Source organism: Bacteroides intestinalis DSM 17393 (assembly GCF_000172175.1).
Lineage (GTDB): Bacteria > Bacteroidota > Bacteroidia > Bacteroidales > Bacteroidaceae > Bacteroides > Bacteroides intestinalis.
Map to the genome: position 1 here is coordinate 60,526 of NZ_ABJL02000002.1, position 18,332 is coordinate 78,857.

General features: G+C 44.7%; 10 protein-coding genes. 4 read left to right on the plus strand and 6 right to left on the minus strand.

Going from position 1 to position 18,332, the window contains the following annotated elements; genetic code table 11:
* Positions 1-251 precede the first annotated feature (251 nt).
* Both aroC and BACINT_RS01185 read left to right on the plus strand, forming a co-directional pair.
* Positions 252-1,328, plus strand: coding sequence for a chorismate synthase (gene aroC, locus BACINT_RS01180; protein ID WP_007659949.1), 1,077 nt, complete (start codon positions 252-254; stop codon positions 1,326-1,328).
* Positions 1,329-1,424: 96 nt separating this feature from the next.
* Entirely contained in the window at positions 1,425-2,780 is a 1,356-nt protein-coding gene (locus tag BACINT_RS01185) for a dipeptidase (RefSeq protein ID WP_007659950.1), read from the plus strand.
* Positions 2,781-2,848: 68 nt separating this feature from the next.
* On the opposite strand, the gene porE is transcribed toward BACINT_RS01185, so the two are convergent.
* Positions 2,849-4,849, minus strand: coding sequence for a PorE family type IX secretion system protein (gene porE, locus BACINT_RS01190; RefSeq protein ID WP_007659951.1), 2,001 nt, complete (start codon positions 4,847-4,849; stop codon positions 2,849-2,851).
* 60 nt (positions 4,850-4,909) lie between these two features.
* Complete coding sequence (locus tag BACINT_RS01195; protein ID WP_007659952.1) at positions 4,910-7,066, minus strand: DNA topoisomerase 3; 2,157 nt, start codon at positions 7,064-7,066, stop codon at positions 4,910-4,912.
* A 99-nt stretch (positions 7,067-7,165) separates the two neighbouring features.
* Between BACINT_RS01195 and BACINT_RS01200 the strand changes: the two genes are divergently transcribed.
* Positions 7,166-7,603, plus strand: coding sequence for a DUF6078 family protein (locus BACINT_RS01200; RefSeq protein ID WP_007659953.1), 438 nt, complete (start codon positions 7,166-7,168; stop codon positions 7,601-7,603).
* Positions 7,604-7,930: 327 nt separating this feature from the next.
* Here BACINT_RS01200 and BACINT_RS01205 read toward each other — a convergent pair whose 3' ends face one another.
* The 3 genes from BACINT_RS01205 to mutA form a co-directional block, all read right to left on the minus strand.
* Entirely contained in the window at positions 7,931-11,299 is a 3,369-nt protein-coding gene (locus BACINT_RS01205) for a glycosyl hydrolase family 28-related protein (RefSeq protein ID WP_007659954.1), read from the minus strand.
* A gap of 183 nt (positions 11,300-11,482) precedes the next feature.
* Entirely contained in the window at positions 11,483-13,630 is a 2,148-nt protein-coding gene (scpA, locus tag BACINT_RS01210; RefSeq protein ID WP_007659955.1) for a methylmalonyl-CoA mutase, read from the minus strand.
* Between the two features lies 1 nt (position 13,631).
* Complete coding sequence (gene mutA, locus BACINT_RS01215) at positions 13,632-15,491, minus strand: methylmalonyl-CoA mutase small subunit (RefSeq protein WP_007659956.1); 1,860 nt, start codon at positions 15,489-15,491, stop codon at positions 13,632-13,634.
* 354 nt (positions 15,492-15,845) lie between these two features.
* On the opposite strand from mutA, the gene BACINT_RS01220 reads away from it, so the two are divergent.
* Positions 15,846-17,507, plus strand: a complete 1,662-nt coding sequence (locus BACINT_RS01220; protein WP_007659958.1) for a putative transporter — start codon at positions 15,846-15,848, stop codon at positions 17,505-17,507.
* A gap of 194 nt (positions 17,508-17,701) precedes the next feature.
* On the opposite strand, the gene BACINT_RS01225 is transcribed toward BACINT_RS01220, so the two are convergent.
* Positions 17,702-18,328, minus strand: coding sequence for a cytidylate kinase-like family protein (locus BACINT_RS01225; protein ID WP_007659959.1), 627 nt, complete (start codon positions 18,326-18,328; stop codon positions 17,702-17,704).
* Positions 18,329-18,332 lie beyond the last annotated feature (4 nt).

Genomic DNA, 18,332 nt, shown 5'->3' on the forward strand with positions numbered 1-18,332 from the left:
TAAACACTTGTGGCTGCGTAGGCTCACACTTGTAGGAGTGTGAGCTCTCACTTATGCAAGTGAAGGTCAACGCAGCCGCAAGTGTTTTCTCAAGAAGCTATAAAAACATCTCATTCCATAAAAAATATAATATTTCTCCCTCTTCATGAGAAAAATTCATAACTATTTGTTATCTTTATGCAACCAAAAGCTTTTATTCAAAGGATTTGGCATGAATAAACCTTATACATAAACCATTAAAGCAAAAGATTATGTTCAACTCATTCGGCAACATTCTCCGCCTTACCAGCTTTGGGGAGTCACATGGTAAAGGCATCGGAGGCGTCATAGATGGATTTCCCGCGGGCATCCGCATTGACATGGATTTCGTGCAAGCGGAACTGGACCGTCGTCGTCCCGGACAGTCTCTTATTACTACGGCCCGGAAAGAAGGCGATAAAGTAGAATTCCTTTCAGGTATCTTTGAAGGCAAATCAACAGGATGTCCCATTGGATTCATTGTGTGGAATGAGAATCAGCATTCCAGTGATTATGATAATATGAAGGAGGTATACCGTCCTTCGCATGCTGACTATACTTATAAGGTGAAATATGGCATCCGTGATTATCGTGGCGGCGGTCGCTCATCAGCACGCGAAACCATTTCGCGCGTAGTGGCAGGTGCCCTTGCCAAACAGGCACTCCGTCAACTGGGTGTAAAAATCACAGCATATACCTCGCAGGTAGGACCAATCCGTCTGGAAGAGAATTATACTGCTTATGATCTTGATTTAATAGAAACGAATCCAGTACGCTGTCCGGATCCGGTAAAGGCAAAAGAAATGGAGGAACTTATTTTCAAGACCAAAGGAGAAGGTGATACCATTGGCGGCGTAGTGACCTGTGTCATCAAAGGATGCCCCATCGGATTAGGCCAACCCGTATTCGGTAAGTTACATGCAGCTCTTGCTTCCGGTATGCTCAGCATCAATGCAGCTAAAGCATTTGAATACGGTGACGGATTTAAAGGTCTGAAACAAAAAGGCTCAGAGCAGAATGATGTATTCTTCAATAACTGCGGACGCATTGAAACGAAAACCAATCATTCCGGTGGTATCCAAGGCGGTATAAGTAACGGACAGGACATCTTCTTCCGGGTTGCCTTTAAACCGGTAGCTACTGTATTGATGGAGCAACATACAGTCAATATAGATGGCGTAGATACAACATTGAAAGCCCGCGGTCGTCATGATCCATGCGTTTTGCCACGCGCAGTGCCTATAGTAGAAGCTATGGCTGCCTTGACAATACTGGATTTTTATCTGATTGACCGTACTACACAGTTATAAGAATGATAAAGTGGTAAAGTGATAGGATGATAAAGTGACATCACCCTATCATCTTATCATTTTATCACCCTATCACCTTATCATATATATATATTTATGAACGAAATACAGAAATACATCTCAGAGAATGAATCGAAGATGCTGGAAGACTTGTTCAGCCTCATCCGTATCCCAAGTATCAGTGCAAAACCTGAACATCATGACGACATGTTGGCTTGTGCAGAGCGCTGGGCACAACTATTGCTTGAAGCAGGTGCAGACGAAGCACTGGTAATGCCATCGAAAGGCAATCCGATTGTTTTCGGGCAAAAGATAGTAGACCCGGCAGCAAAGACAGTTTTGGTATATGCACATTATGATGTAATGCCGGCAGAACCGTTGGAGCTATGGAAAAGCAACCCCTTTGAACCGGAAATCCGCGATGGGCACATTTGGGCCCGTGGTGCCGATGACGACAAAGGACAATCATTTATACAAGTAAAGGCATTCGAATATCTGGTGAAACATGGCATGCTTAAGAACAATGTCAAATTCATCTTTGAGGGTGAAGAAGAAATCGGTTCACCCAGTCTGGAAGCTTTCTGTGAGGAGCATAAAGAATTATTAAAAGCAGATATTATTCTGGTATCGGATACCAGTATGTTGGGTGCCGACCTGCCCTCACTGACTACTGGTCTTCGCGGACTGGCATACTGGGAAATTGAAGTAACCGGCCCTAACCGTGACTTACACTCTGGACATTTCGGAGGTGCCGTTGCCAATCCCATTAATGTATTATGTGGAATGATTGCCAAAGTAGTAGATGCCGATGGACGTATCACAGTGCCCGGTTTCTACGATGATGTAGAAGAAGTTCCACAGGCGGAACGTGACATGATCACCCATATTCCTTTCGATGAAGAAAAATATAAGGCAGCCATTGGCGTAAAAGAGCTATCCGGAGAAAAAGGATACAGCACTCTGGAGCGTAACAGTTGCCGTCCCTCTTTCGACGTTTGTGGCATTTGGGGCGGATATACCGGCGAAGGTTCCAAGACTGTGCTTCCCTCAAAAGCTACAGCCAAAGTTTCTTGTCGCCTGGTTCCCCATCAGGATCATCACAAGATTTCCCAAATGTTTGCAGATTATATCCTAAGCATCGCTCCGGATACCGTACAGGTAAAAGTGACACCCATGCATGGAGGACAGGGCTATGTATGCCCAATTAGCCTTCCAGCCTATCAGGCTGCCGAGAAAGGTTTTGAAAAAGCATTCGGAAAGAAACCACTTGCAGTACGCCGGGGAGGAAGTATTCCTATCATCTCCACATTCGAGCAAGTACTTGGAATCAAGACTGTACTTATGGGATTCGGACTGGAATCAAATGCTATCCATTCACCGAATGAGAACTTTCCATTGGATATTTTCCGAAAAGGAATCGAAGCAGTCGTTGAATTCCATTTAAGGTATTAGTTACAAGCTACGAGCTACAAGTGCTGCGCTATCGTTCTGCATAGCACTTGTAACTCGTAGCTTGTAACTCATTGATATGTCGTTCGCAAGACTTTAAATTCCGTGCGACGATTAATAGCATTACAAATCTCCTGCTGTTCCAGTGGGAGATTTTTTATAAACTCTTCTGTCAATACATCTCCCACCTTCAGGAAAGGTGCAGATTTCAGAGTGAAATTAGTGACTGTTTTAGGCTGTTGCTCTCCATACCCTTTCGGCGTGAGACGTTCCGAATCAATGCCTCCTTTAATTAAATAGCGTACTACAGATTCTGCACGACGCTGCGAAAGACGGAGATTATAATCATCATTCCCTTTATAATCACAATGTGCGGAGAGTTCGATAGTAACATTCGGATTATCATTTAGCAATTGTATCAACTCATCCAAGGCTACTGTAGATTCCGGAGTCAGGTCAGCCCGGTCAAACTCATAAAAGATATTCTCTATCAGTACAGGACGGGTAATGGAAGATAAAGGAAACTCAAGTTCATAATGGCGATCCTCATTAACATCTTCCGTCATCAACTCCTCTTTGTCATTCAGATAACCACGACAAGAAGCAAGCAAGGCATAACGGCATCCTGGTGTAAGTTCCTGAGTAAAAGTTCCATCCTTCTTCACATTGATCTTCATATAAGTACCATCCTCTCCCACCAAAGTAACCAGCGCATCAGAAAGTACATCCCCCTCTTTATCATAAACCAATCCTTTCAAGATATGATGTACCTCCGGAAGCTCAAAACTGTAAATGTGATCCCAGCCACGGGCATCTCCCCGGTTAGAAGAGAAAAAACCCCGATTGGGCGCACCCGGCTCGAACGTCATACCAAAATCATCACTTTGTGAATTTACCGGAGATTTCATATTCTCAATATGCCAACGCCCCGTCAGGCTATCCGGCACAGCACGAAAGATATCCAGACCACCCATGCCGGGATGTCCGGTGGAAGAGAAATACAGGGTACCATCCGGTGCAAAAGAGGGAAACATTTCATCACCGGAAGTATTAATTTCAGGCCCCAGGTTATCGACATAACCGAAACCATCACGAGTCACGTTGATACGCCATAAATCCAGTCCGCCCTGTCCACCTGGCATATCAGATACGAAATATAGATAATCACCTGCAGGAGATAATGCAGGGTGGGCAACAGAAGAAAGGGTATCATTCAAGATTGCGCACTTCTGAGGACTCCCCCACTCTGCCCCGGCACGTTGAGAAACATATATCTCTGCATAAGCCGGTGCATTGGGCAATGTCCGGCAACGAGTGAAATACATCGTTTTACCATCTGCCGAAAAAGAACAAGCCCCTTCTTCGAATTCACTGTTTACTTCCGAAGCAAGCGGTTCAGGCTTTTGCCATTGCTTCTTTTCATTTCGCTTGGAGTGGAATATATCAGCACTTTTCATGCCGGTAATACCATTCAGATCGGCACCTTTGGCCTCGTTACGGGTAGAAGTTAAATATAGGATATCAGGATCATTACCCACATACATGGGAGAATAATCACTACGGCGGGAAACAAGAATAGGGATACGCTTTACAATATGACGGGTAGGATTTTTTTTCCACTCCTGTGCCAGCAGACAAGAAGCAATTCCTATATGCGCCAAGGAATCTTTACGCCCTTTTATATCAGACTGGTTCTGTGCATAAGCAAGATAATTCTCATAATAAGGTATGGCAGCAGCATATTCGCCATTCTTACGAAGCATCTCCGCCAGATAAAAATGAGAAAGAGTATCCGGATGGCGATAACGGACGGCATTCATATAGGCAGCTTTAGCCTTCAACGTGTAATTGATACGGCGGTAGCAGTCACCTTGTTTATAGGCAAGCACACCTCGTTGCGAACGATCTTTGGGAGGAGTACGGGTATAGGCCGTTTTGTAATGGCGTGCAGCATCAAAGTATTCTCCACGGGCATAACTTTGTTCTGCCTGACGCAGACTCCGCCCCACTCCACAGGAAGTGAGAAATAAGATAGCACAAAGAAAAAATAAAAACAGTTTATATAATTTCATGCCTCACAAGTTATCATTCATATAAACTGAAAAGTCGACTGATTATTGTATGACCATCATTTATTCAAATGGTTTACGGAAAGTACATCCGTTCTTCCACTCCGAGCAACCATAAGCCGTTTTCCCCTTGATTATGGTTCCTTTGCCACACAATGGGCAAGTTTGTCCCTCAATAGATTGTATTTGAGAAGTGCCAGCAGCATTTGTTTCCACAACCTTCTTGCGCGGTTTACTTTGGCGTTTAGGCTTGGCAGCATCTTTCTCTTTTACCGCCTTTCCACCCCGCTTCTTACTACCACCGGATACTTCCTCCACCGCCTGCACAATAGTAATATGACGATTGCTATTATCTGAAAGCACACTCATCACAACCTCAGAAACCATCTGTTTCAATTCCTCAAGAAATTGTGCAGCATCATAGGTCTTTTTCTCAATCTCACGAAGTTTCTTTTCCCAAATACCCGTTAGTTCGGCAGATTTCAATAACTCTTCATGGATAATCTGGATAAGCTCGACTCCTGTAGGTGTAGCTATCAGGTTCTTCTTCTCTTTGCGGATATAATTACGTTTAAATAAAGTCTCAATAATAGCGGCACGCGTAGACGGACGACCGATTCCATTCTCTTTCAATGCATCCCTCAATTCATCGTTATCCACCAACTTACCCGCTGTTTCCATAGCACGCAGTAAAGTAGCTTCAGTATAAGGACGGGGAGGTTGTGTCCATTTCTCATATAAATCGGGTACATGAGGACCACTTTCACCTTTCACAAAAGCCGGCAATACATTTTCTTCATCTCCCGGATCTTTTTCTTCCTGTGACTGTGCACCCGGAGTTCCGAATATAACTCTCCAACCAGGTTCCAAAATCTGTTTTCCGGTAGTCTTGAATTCTATTTCTTCCACTACGCCCAGTACGGTAGTAGTAGCGAACCTACAATCGGGATAGAATACAGCTATGAATCGACGGGCTATCAAGTCGAATACACGGCGCTCCATGTCTGTCAGGTTCTGCGAATATTGCCCGGTAGGAATAATGGCATGGTGATCTGTTACCTTTGAATTATCGAATACCTTCTTTGACTTCAATAAAGTGGTCCCATCCAAAGGTGTTGTAAATGTTGCATAATCACGCAAACCCTTCAAGATACCCGGACATTTCGGATAAATGTCATCACTCAGAAAGGTGGTATCTACACGAGGATAGGTAGCCACTTTCTTTTCATATAATGACTGGATGATTTTCAATGTCTCATCGGCAGAATAAGCAAACTTCTTATTACATTCCACCTGTAAGGAAGTCAAGTCAAACAAACGGGGGGGAGCTTCTTTTCCTTCCTTCTTGGTTACATCCGTAATCATAAAAGGAGAATTCCTGATCTGTTCCAGCAGTGCCATACCCTGTTCCTGGTTGGCAATAGGATCAATACCTCTATTCTCTTCTTCCTTTTTGGGTTTCTTCCCGGCAGCAATTGCCTCCTTGTTCTTTTCAGCTTCCAGAACCAATTCTTCTTCGCTCTTCCTGATGATAGCAGAGAATGTCGTATCCCGATACACTGTCTTCAATTCCCAATATTGCTTGGGCACAAAGTTCTCTATTTCCAACTGTCGGTTTACAATCAGTGCCAATGTAGGTGTCTGCACACGACCAATAGAAAGTACCTGCTTATTCTGCCCATACTTCATAGTATAAAGACGTGTGGCATTCATTCCCAATAACCAGTCGCCTATTGCGCGACTTAATCCTGCCTCATAAAGCGGTTGGAACTCTTTCTGATCTTTCAATTTGGCAAAACCCTCCCGAATGGCTTCTTCCGTCAAGGATGAAATCCACAAACGCTTTACCGGACAACGTGCACCGGCTTTCTGCATCACCCAACGCTGAATTAACTCTCCTTCCTGCCCGGCATCACCACAGTTTATGATCATGTCGGCTTTCTGCATAAGAGTCTCTATCGTATGGAATTGCTTTTCATAAGTAGGGTTACTGATCAGTTTTATTCCGAAACGCGGTGGTATCATGGGCAAGCTTCCCAAGCTCCATGATTTCCAGTTCGGGGTATATTCGTGCGGTTCCTTGAGTGTACAGAGGTGACCGAATGTCCAGGTCACCTGGTATCCGTTTCCTTCGATATAGCCGTCTCTTCTATCTTTCGCTCCTAATACATCAGCTATGTCACGCGCCACAGAGGGCTTTTCGGCAATACAAACTATCATTCATTATTCTTTTAGCGGAGCAAAGGTACAAAAAAGAGAAGAAGGAAAGAAATTAATATCGTACCTTTGCATGATGATTACTAATTAAAAGAAAACAGAATGGAAAAAGAATCATTCGATTATTCAAAAGTTCCCCATAACTTTGGTCTGTGCGCAGCAGCAGATTGCCCTCATGCCGACACTTGCCTACGCCGGATTGCATACACTCATACACCGGCAAGCGTTACTTTTCCGCCTACACTGAACCCGAAAACAATTGAAGCCATGGCAGGGAAATGCGAATATTACCGTTCCAACCAAAAAGTGCGCTATGCCAAAGGTTTTGTCCGCACCACGGAAGCATTGGCTGTCAGTGCGTCAGGAACATTCCGCTACGGGCTGATTGGCAACTGGGGAATCAGACGATATTATCAGAAACGGAAAGGAGAAACTTTACTCTCGCCTGCCGAACAACAAAAAGTGATGGCACTGGCCAGGAAGTTGGGCTTACAACAGGAAGAGTATTTCGATAGCTATGTAGAAGAATACAACTGGTAGCAAGGCTACTGTCGTCCGGCATACAACGGATGGGCAACCACATCTTACAAACGAACAGCCGTACCCCAGCAGGTGAATCACTTTCACCTAACGAGGGTACGGCTGTTTCTTTTCACGGTAACTTGGTTTACCCCAAATGGTAACTCCATTTACACGCCGAGGTAAAGGTCGTTACATACCGAGGTAAAGAGCGTTACAATAGGCGGTAAAGGTCGTTACATCCTGCGGTAAACGCTTTTACACTACAGCGTAAATAGAATGTAAATACAAGATGTTGATATACAAACCATTAACAGAAAACATCTTTAAAGAACCAGCTCCAAATCCTCAATCTTTAAAGAACAGTTTCTTCCGCAACACATTCGTGCCATCACTGACCACCACAATATAGAACCCGCCTTGCATGCCGGATAATTGCAAGGAATTAGTATTCACTTGCTGTGATAATATGCGTCGTCCCGACAAATCAATGATTTCAACTTGATTGTCTACATCGCTCTTCAATCCACTCCAAGCCAACCGACCGTCATAATAATAAATCTCTCCGGCTGATTCTATGACCTCAGGTGATATACTTGTAGGAGTATCGTCCACCAATGCCGCATAGAGCTCGTGGATAGACCAATATCCGCCCTTCGTCCCGGTCTGGATAATTTTGAAATGTGTTGCTGTCTCTTCCGGGAAACCGATAATCAGGACGGAAGTACCGTTTTTCCCTTCGGCTACAAGTTTCCAGTCAGCGTTAGCGCCATTCTTCACATACAGTTCGTAACCGGCAGGACCGTCACCGGGACTTTTTGAAGAATCCAAAATTATTCTGTTCAGCTTATTGGCTGCATTCATATTCACAGTAACCATCTGACCAGCTTTTTGTGACTGTCCTGTATCCCATCGCGTGGATACATTATTGTCAATGGCATTACGGGCGTTTCCATTGTTCACATTGGCGGTAATACTCCACTTAGTACGGCTCAACAAGGCATCGGTAGCCTCAAAAACGGGGGTAAGCGTGAGATTGCAATCCCATTCACCCATCAACTTAATCCTCCACGATTCTACGTCGAGGACACTGGCACCGACAAATGCCTGCTTCTCATGACTTGAATTAGCAATACTGGCGTCAGACTTCATATTTACTACTGCATTGTGCATCCTGGCCTTTCCGGTTGATTTAGGCAAATAGAAATGATAAACGTTACCGGTAGTCGAAAAATTGGCCAGATTCAATACCAAGTTCCCATTATTAATAACAGTCGAATGTTTGGGTCCTCCCCAAAGGTCTATGCCATAAAACTCAGCATTTCCTGTAAATGTTTCACCCAAAGTAATGTAACGGGTATCAGGAAAAGCAGTACTCTTTGCTTCAAGGGCAACTAACTGCGTATTCACCAGCGGAAAACCTGCACTGCCCAGCGCATTGAACATGGCAGAATTCATCGAACCGTCTATACCAAGCCCAAGTGCCTTTCCAGAAGCAGCCCTGCCTGCACCGGACTTATCGAACACAATACCCTCGTATCCTCCGTAATGGAAATCATTGTAAAGAATCTCATCCGTACAGTCTTCCACCGTAATAAAACGAAGTTCCTTCATATTCTGATCGTATGCCTTGCCATTATCAGCATCGGCATTATTAGACCAAGATCCAAATTTTGTTTCAGCACCACAAGCATAGACAATGGTATTGAACTGCATGTTATTAACCATACCGCCTTGCGAACCTCCGCCTATACGAATCACATTCTTGAAAGCATGTCCTGCCAGATAGTCCACATAGTGGTTATCGCACTTGTTACTGAACAAATCCAGTCCGTTCCAAGCTGCACGTATGCCGACGTTGACAATATAGATATCTTTCCCCTTCCCCTGAATGGTGTACGGATACTGTGCCATCGCAGGCAACATGGAAGAGAGTTGTTCAGGATAATTAATGGATATTCCACGAACACCACTACCGGCTTCAAGTTTCAAGAATGATTCTCCAGAAGGCTGTCCTTTACCGGCATATACCTCAAAAATGGTTCCGTGCCCACGGGGAATACTCCCGAAATCGGCTGCACCACGTAGTTCTACTCCGGTAGGCACAGTAAGAGTCCCGAGCATCTTATACCGCCCGCCGGGAAGATAGACAATACCACCCCCATCAGCTTTGGCTTTATCCAGGGCACTTTGTATAGCTGCAGTAGCATCCTTCGCACTGTTAAGGCCATTGCGGATCGCATTTTGGATACTCTGCGTATTCGTAGAAGAATTGAAAGGCACAACGAAAGGTTCAATACCGAAATCGAGGACATTATAAAGCACCACACGGGCAGGTTTTGTTTCAGGCACACGCAAGTCAGGAAATTCCGGCAGCTTGCTCCTCTCTGTCAGAGCTGTGTGATCTATATGACATTCAAACAGCGAATTGTTTTGAACATCTGCTTTCTTTGCGAAGCGGTTACCCTTAAGAATGCAACGTGCATCCGAACCTATGAAAACTTGCGGAGTAGTATTATTGAAGTCACAATCTGAAGCGACAAAATCACCTGACATACTATTCACCGCTCCCCCTTTTACAGTACATTGCTCCATCATCAAGCGAGAAGAAGAACCGGATTCCATAAGTACAGCATTCTCACGAGCGGATATTTCACATCCGTAAAGCTGAACAGGTCCGTCGGCAGAAGATACAACGATACCATTTTCACAATTCTCCATCTCTACGCGAGTAAACATAATACCGGAGGAAGAACTGCCATCAACATGAATACCAGTCTGGCAGTCTTTCAGATGAAAGCTGTAATTATGACCGTTCGGATTGCCGTCACCGGACATGCTATTTCCGGTCTTAAAACCACAATTATATCCTTCGACATCGACGAAACAGGTGTAAGACCAGTCATTACGACGCATTGTTATACCTACCCCATTTTGATAGATCCAATCTGTGAAAGCGGAACCTGCTTTCGGTGCCCCTTCAAGCCCTGAACCTGCCCAATAATCAGGAGAAAAGTATATCTGCTCAAAACGACCGACGTCAGCTATGTTATCAATCTCAATACCACGACTCAGTGGGGTTCCATATACATCATAGATATTAGGGCAACCGCCACCGTTCTTTCTGGAAAGGATAATGCCGCTGTAAGAATTCACCAATGTTACATGACGGACATTACAATATTCATTACCCCACACACCATCACGGCCATAAAGCACTGTCGGCGGATAGGGCTTTATATGATCCGGATTCTGGTGTGGGTACCAAATGGAAAGATAGGTCAAGGCAGTGGAAGGCTCCATGGTAATGAAAGATTTCGACTCAAGTTCATCTCCCCCGGCATTGTCTACCATCAGAATGGTTCCCTGTATGGCTACTCCTTTGGTCGGCCGTTTCCATTCGCCACGCAGCGTCACACCTGTAGGAATATAAAGTTTTCCGGTAATACGATAACGGCCGGCAGGAACAAAAAGCACACCGCCACGCCTGTTCTCACCGAGTTTATTAAGTGCTGTTTGGAAAATACTCCACGAGTCTTTCACTCCGGTAGGATCTGCTCCAAAGTCAGCTACAACGTCATACGTTGCCACACCGACGTCATCCGCCGGATATTCATCCGACACAATCAGTTTCCAGTTACCAGGCTTATCACTCGATTGTGCCTGCACACTTACAGCTAATAAAGCTGAGATAAAAAGAAGTAATAATTTTTTCATGCTACATCAATTAATTAGATTACGGATATCAAAGAAATGATGTCGCAAATATCCACCGGAGTGATTAAAGAAAAGATTAATATGACATTAAAAACCAACTAATTTTATCTCTATATACTTAAAATGCGAGAGGCAGGATATTAATACAATACCCTGCCCCTCTAAAATTATATGAATAAAGATTTATTCTTCGTCCATCAAGATTTCCAGAATCTGACAAGCAGCTTTGGCAACCGGAGTTCCGGGACCAAAGATAGCAGCCACACCGGCTTTATACAAGAAATCATAGTCCTGTGCAGGAATCACTCCACCTGCAATTACGATGATATCCTCACGGCCCAGCTTCTTCAGTTCGTCAATGATCTGCGGAACCAACGTCTTGTGTCCGGCAGCCAATGAAGATACGCCCACTACATGAACGTCGTTTTCAACAGCTTCGCGGGCGGCTTCGGCAGGAGTCTGGAACAACGGTCCCATATCCACGTCGAAACCACAGTCGGCATATCCGGTCGCAACTACTTTAGCGCCACGGTCGTGACCGTCCTGACCCATTTTGGCAACCATAATACGGGGCTGACGTCCCTCTTTCTTCGCAAACTTCTCGGCCAATTCGCAAGCACGCTTGAAGTCGCTGTCATTCTTACTTTCTGATGAATACACGCCTGATATAGTTCTGATTACTGCTTTATAACGTCCTACAATCTTTTCGCAAGCATATGAGATTTCTCCCAATGTAGCGCGAACACGGGCAGCTTCTACTGCCAGTTCCAGTAAATTGCCTTCCTTGGTTTCCACGCATTTGGTAATAGCTTCCAATGCTTTCTGTACTTCAGCCTCGTTTCTTCCTTCTTTCAAGCGTTTCAGGTTTTCAATCTGTTCCAGACGAACAGCCGTATTGTCGATTTCGAGGATATCAATCGGAGCTTCTTTCTCCAGACGATATTTATTCACACCAACGATAGTCTGAGAACCGGAGTCGATACGAGCCTGTGTACGCGCAGCAGCTTCTTCGATACGCATCTTAGGAATACCGGTTTCGATAGCCTTTGCCATACCACCCAGTTTTTCTACTTCCTGAATAAGCTCCCAAGCCTTGTGAGCCAGTTCGTTTGTCAGAGACTCTACATAATAAGAACCTCCCCATGGGTCAACGTTCTTACAGATATAAGTTTCTTCCTGGATATAAATCTGAGTATTACGGGCAATACGGGCAGAGAAGTCTGTCGGCAATGCGATAGCCTCATCAAGAGCATTGGTATGCAGAGACTGGGTATGTCCCAAAGCTGCAGCCATAGCCTCGATACAAGTACGGCCTACATTATTGAACGGATCTTGTTCAGTCAACGACCAACCGGAAGTCTGGGAGTGCGTACGCAAAGCCAGTGATTTCGGATTCTTCGGATTGAACTGTTTCACGATCTTTGCCCAAAGCATACGAGCCGCACGCATCTTGGCAATTTCCATAAAGTGATTGGTACCGATAGCCCAGAAGAAAGACAAACGCGGAGCAAAAGCATCGATATCTATGCCTGCGGCAACACCGGCACGAAGGTATTCAAGACCGTCGGCCAACGTATAAGCCAACTCAATGTCTGCCGTAGCTCCCGCTTCCTGCATGTGGTAACCGGAGATAGAGATAGAGTTGAACTTCGGCATCTTCTGAGAAGTATATTCGAAAATATCGGATATGATCTTCATGGAGAATGCAGGCGGATAAATATAAGTATTACGCACCATGAATTCTTTCAGGATGTCATTCTGGATAGTACCTGCCATTTCTTCCAATTTAGCACCTTGTTCCAGACCGGCATTGATATAGAATGCCAGAATTGGAAGAACAGCACCATTCATAGTCATGGACACAGACATCTTGTTCAAAGGAATACCATCGAAAAGAACCTTCATATTCTCCAGTGAGCAGATAGATACACCGGCCTTGCCCACATCACCTACCACACGTTCATGGTCAGGGTCGTAGCCGCGATGTGTAGCCAAGTCGAAGGCTACAGACAAACCTTTCTGTCCGGAAGCCAGATTACGACGGTAGAATGCATTTGATTCTTCAGCTGTAGAGAATCCGGCATACTGACGGATTGTCCAAGGGCGTAGTGTGTACATCACTGAGTACGGACCGCGCAGATAAGGAGGCAGACCGGCAGCATAGCCCAAATGTTCCATACCTTCCAGGTCTTCTTTTGTATAAACAGGCTTCACTTCAATGTGTTCCGGCGTTTTCCAATCAGCATGGATGCCGTTAGCCTTTTGCCACTCAGCACCGTTAGCGGGCTTGAATGCGGCATATATATCTAAGTTTTTAAAATCTTTTCTCATCTTACTTCAAAAGTTTAGCGTTGTATTCCTTTAATGTTTCCAGTACGTTGACACGAACATGGATGAAGTTCTCGATACCGGCAGCTTTCAGCTCGTCCATATTAGCAGGAGCACCGGCTACGATAAACATAGCACGACCATTCAGAGCCTTGAAAGCCGGAACAGCGTATTCTGCATATTCATCATCACTGGAACAAAGTACCACGATATCAGCCTTAGCAGCCATCGCAGCTTCCACACCAGCTTCTACAGTCGGGAAGCCCAGGTTATCAACAACCTCATATCCGGCACAAGCCAGGAAGTTACAAGAGTACTGAGCACGTGCCTGACGCATAGCCAGATTACCGATAGTCAGCATAAAGGCTTTCGGACGCTTGCCTGAAGCTTCTGTTTCGAGGCGTAATGCTTCGAATTCACTGGCAGCACGGTCAAAGTTGAGTGTAGCCACATCTTTTTCACAAGTATCATGACCACCACAGCAGCAAGTAGCTTCCAATGGTTTCTTCTCGCCTGCCTTCTCATTAAAGTTCGGGAACTGATTCGTACCCAGCAACACTTCGCGACGTTGAGCAACAGCTTTATGACGAGCCTTGTTACTTTCGTTCACAGCTGCCTGCACCGTACCTGCTTTTACAGCAGCATAAAAGCCACCTTCCTCTTCAACAGCCAGGAAAAGTTCCCAAGCTTGTTTAGCAATGGACACAGTCAGATTTTCAATATAGTAAGAACCGGCAGCAGGGTCAATCACTTTATCGAAGTGGGACTCCTCTTTCAGCAACAATTGCTGGTTGCGTGCCATACGTTCCGAAAATTCATTCGGAGCATCGTAAGTCTTATCGAACGGAGTTACTGTCATTGAATCCACACCTGCCAGTGCAGCACTCATAGCCTCTGTCTGCGTACGCAACAGGTTTACATGAGCATCAAATAAAGTAAGGTTGAACGTAGAAGTCTCAGCATGTATGTGCATTTTGGCAGCACATTGAGCATCGGCATCATAAGAAGCTACGATGTTTGCCCACAACATACGGGCAGCACGGAACTTAGCAATCTCAAGGAAGTAATTAGAGCTGATACCAAAGTTGAATTTAATCTTCTTGGCAACAAGAGCAGCAGGAACTCCTGCTTCTGTCAGTTGATTCATATATTCATTACCCCAAGCAAGAGCATAGCCCAGTTCCTGGGAAATGTATGCTCCGGCATTGTTCAGCGTCAAAGCTGTCACATTCAGTACACGGTATTTCGGCAGAGCAGTAGTTGCTTCAATCAGAGCTTTGGCTGTTTGCACCATATCACCCTTTTCTTTGCCTTTTGCCAGCATCTTGTCGAAGAAATCATAACCAATGGAACCCTGCAACTTCGCCAAGTCGTAACCTTTCTTCTGGAAGTAAGCCACCAAAAGCTCTGCAAGTGCTACCACGTGTCCCTGACAAGTATAGAAGTTCAGTTCTACACACTCAGCGCAGATTCCCTCAAGCAAAGTCTCGATGTATTCGGCATTGAGTTCTTTTGCCTTTACACGGAAAGCCAGTGAATCGATACCTTTATTCAGGATGTCCAGTGCTTTCGCATTGGCTTCCTTAGGGCATTCCACTTTAATTTCCTGGCGAACAAGCCACTCGTTGTTGTCTTTCTTGGTACCTCTGAGATAAGGGAATTCACCGGGAAGTGCATTCGTCGTTTTCAATTCTTTGAGGTCTTCCATGCGGTAGAAAGGTTTTACCTTGAATCCTTCGTTTGTTTTCCAAACGAGTTTCTTCTCAAAATCAGCGCCTTTCAGGTCAGCTGTTACTTTCTCCATCCACTGTTCGGTGGTGGTGGGAGCAAAGTCCGAGAAGAGTTTTTCTTTACTGTCTGCCATAGTTTATTTTATAATTAATAAAGATAATAAGTAATCTCTTCATTTACCTATTTGTCTAGAATAGGATTCGCAAATATACTCAATAACTTAATAATACAAGGTCTTTTAAGTAAAATTCGCATGGAGAAATGACATTCTGCAAGCATGATTTCCGTATGTATATACATGATTGCAAAGTACACCTTACATTTTAGAGTATAAATTAATATCCCTGCATACTACCCAATTAGCCTCTGGCACCTTTACCTATATTCCAAAAGAAAAACTCCAGCAAACCCTTTGCCACCTCCCTTTTAATGCCTACCTTTGCGCGAAAATTCAATAAGCTAATAAAAAAGATAAACAAAAGTAACTATGGATTGGTTAGAGAGTTTGTTATGGGACCCTGCCTCCGTCGCCCATATTGTATGCTTGTATGCATTCGTAATATCTGTCGGCGTGCTTTTGGGTAAGATTAAATTTTTCGGGATATCATTGGGTGTCACATTTGTGCTCTTCACTGGTATTCTGATGGGACATTTCGGTTTTACGGGTGAAACACACATTTTGCACTTCATCCGCGAATTCGGGTTAATTTTATTTGTATTCTGTATCGGTCTACAAGTAGGACCGTCGTTTTTCTCTTCTTTTAAGAAAGGTGGAATGACCCTAAACATGCTTGCAGTAGGCATTGTGGTACTGAATATAGCAGTAGCTCTGGGTATCTATTTCATTGACGGTGGAATCGATCTTCCCATGATGGTAGGTATTCTCTACGGTGCTGTTACCAATACTCCGGGATTGGGTGCCGCACAGGAAGCTTTGAATCAGTTGAACTACACGGGCGATCCTATCGCACTGGGATATGCTTGCGCTTACCCTCTTGGTGTTGTCGGCATCATCGGTTCCATCATTGCCGTCCGCTACATCTGCCGGGTGAACCTGAAAAAAGAAGAGGATGAACTGGCCGTTCAGACTTCTGATATGAAACATATGCCCCACATGTTACATCTGGAAGTCCGCAACGAATCTATCGATGGAAAAAAGCTCATCCAGATCAAGGAGTTTATGGGACGTCCCTTTGTATGCTCACGCATCCGTCACGAGGGACACGTCAGTATCCCTAACCAAGACACTGAATTCCATATCGGCGACCAGGTATTTATTGTATGTTCCGAAGAAGACGCTGAAGCAGTAACCGCTTTCATCGGTAAAGAAATTCAAGTGGACTGGGAAAAACAAGACATGCCGATGGTTTCACGCCGTATATTGGTGACAAAATCCGAAATCAATGGTAAAAAATTAGGTAGCCTCCATTTCCGTAGTATGTACGGAGTAAACGTAACCCGTATCAACCGTTCCGGTATGGACTTGTTTGCTGATCCGAACCTGATACTACAGGTAGGTGACCGTGTAATGGTCGTTGGCCAGCAAGATGCCGTAGAGCGTGTTGCAGGAGTACTGGGTAATCAACTGAAACGTCTGGATACGCCTAATATTGTGACTATCTTCGTGGGTATCTTCCTGGGTATCCTGTTGGGTAGTCTTCCTATCGCTTTTCCGGGCATACCCACTCCAGTCAAACTCGGTCTGGCAGGTGGTCCGCTGGTAGTGGCTATTCTTATCGGTCGCTTCGGCCATAAGCTGAAACTGGTGACTTATACAACCATGAGTGCCAACCTGATGCTGCGTGAAATCGGTATCGTACTCTTCCTTGCCAGCGTAGGAATCGAAGCCGGCGCCCACTTTGTAGAAACAGTGGTAGAAGGCTCCGGTTTGCTGTATGTAGGCTATGGTTTCCTGATCACTGTTATTCCTTTGCTGATTATCGGTATGATTGCCCGCTTCTACTGCAAAGTAAATTACTTCACCCTGATGGGATTAATTGCCGGTAGTAACACAGACCCTCCTGCATTAGCTTATGCTAACCAGGCATCCGGCAATGATGCTCCGGCAGTAGGTTACTCTACTGTTTATCCGTTAACAATGTTCCTGCGTATTCTGGCAGGCCAGATGATATTGCTGACAATGATGTAATGTCAGATGATATATAAATAAAAGAGAGATTACGCAATTGTAGTCTCTCTTTTTTTTGTTCTGTTTTTCCCCTTCATATTACCAAAACCATATTTTCTCCGTACTTGCTCCGTGTCTATACACTTGGACTTGGTATGGAGTTGGTACGGGCTTGATACGGGGAAGGTATGATCCGGGTTAGAAATTGTTCTGTTTCACTTTATTTTAAGTTTCACAAAATCTTCTATAAAATCGATAGTCTTTTCAATCCCCAGCACGGAAGAATCAATGCACAGATGATAGGTTGCCGCAGCTCCCCAGGTCTTGTAGCTATAATAGTTATAATATTCCGAACGTTTTTTATCAGCCTTATTCATCATATTTTCGGCTTCTTCTTCTGAAACATGATGTGAAGCGCACAAGCGGGCAACGCGTGCTTCATGCGAAGCGGAAATAAAGATATTGGCACAACGAGGATGATCACGCAGTATATAATCAGCACAACGGCCTACAAAAAGGCAGGATTTCTCTGCTGCCAACTGACGGATTACATCGCTCTGCACCTTGAAAAGTGCATCGTTACTGAGGCAATTCTGGGTTGGTAAAGCACCATCTCCCACAAAAGGGAAACGCATGCCAAAGAGTCCGCCGATAATCCCTTGCGAAGCACGCTCATCGGCTTTCTCAAAGAACTCACGGCATAGACCGCTCTCCTTGGAAGCCAGAGTTATTAACTCCTTGTCATAGAAATCGATACCCAAACGGGCTGCCAACTTCTCCCCTATCTCCTTTCCGCCACTTCCCAATTGGCGACCGATGTTCACAACGAATTTCTTATTCATAGCT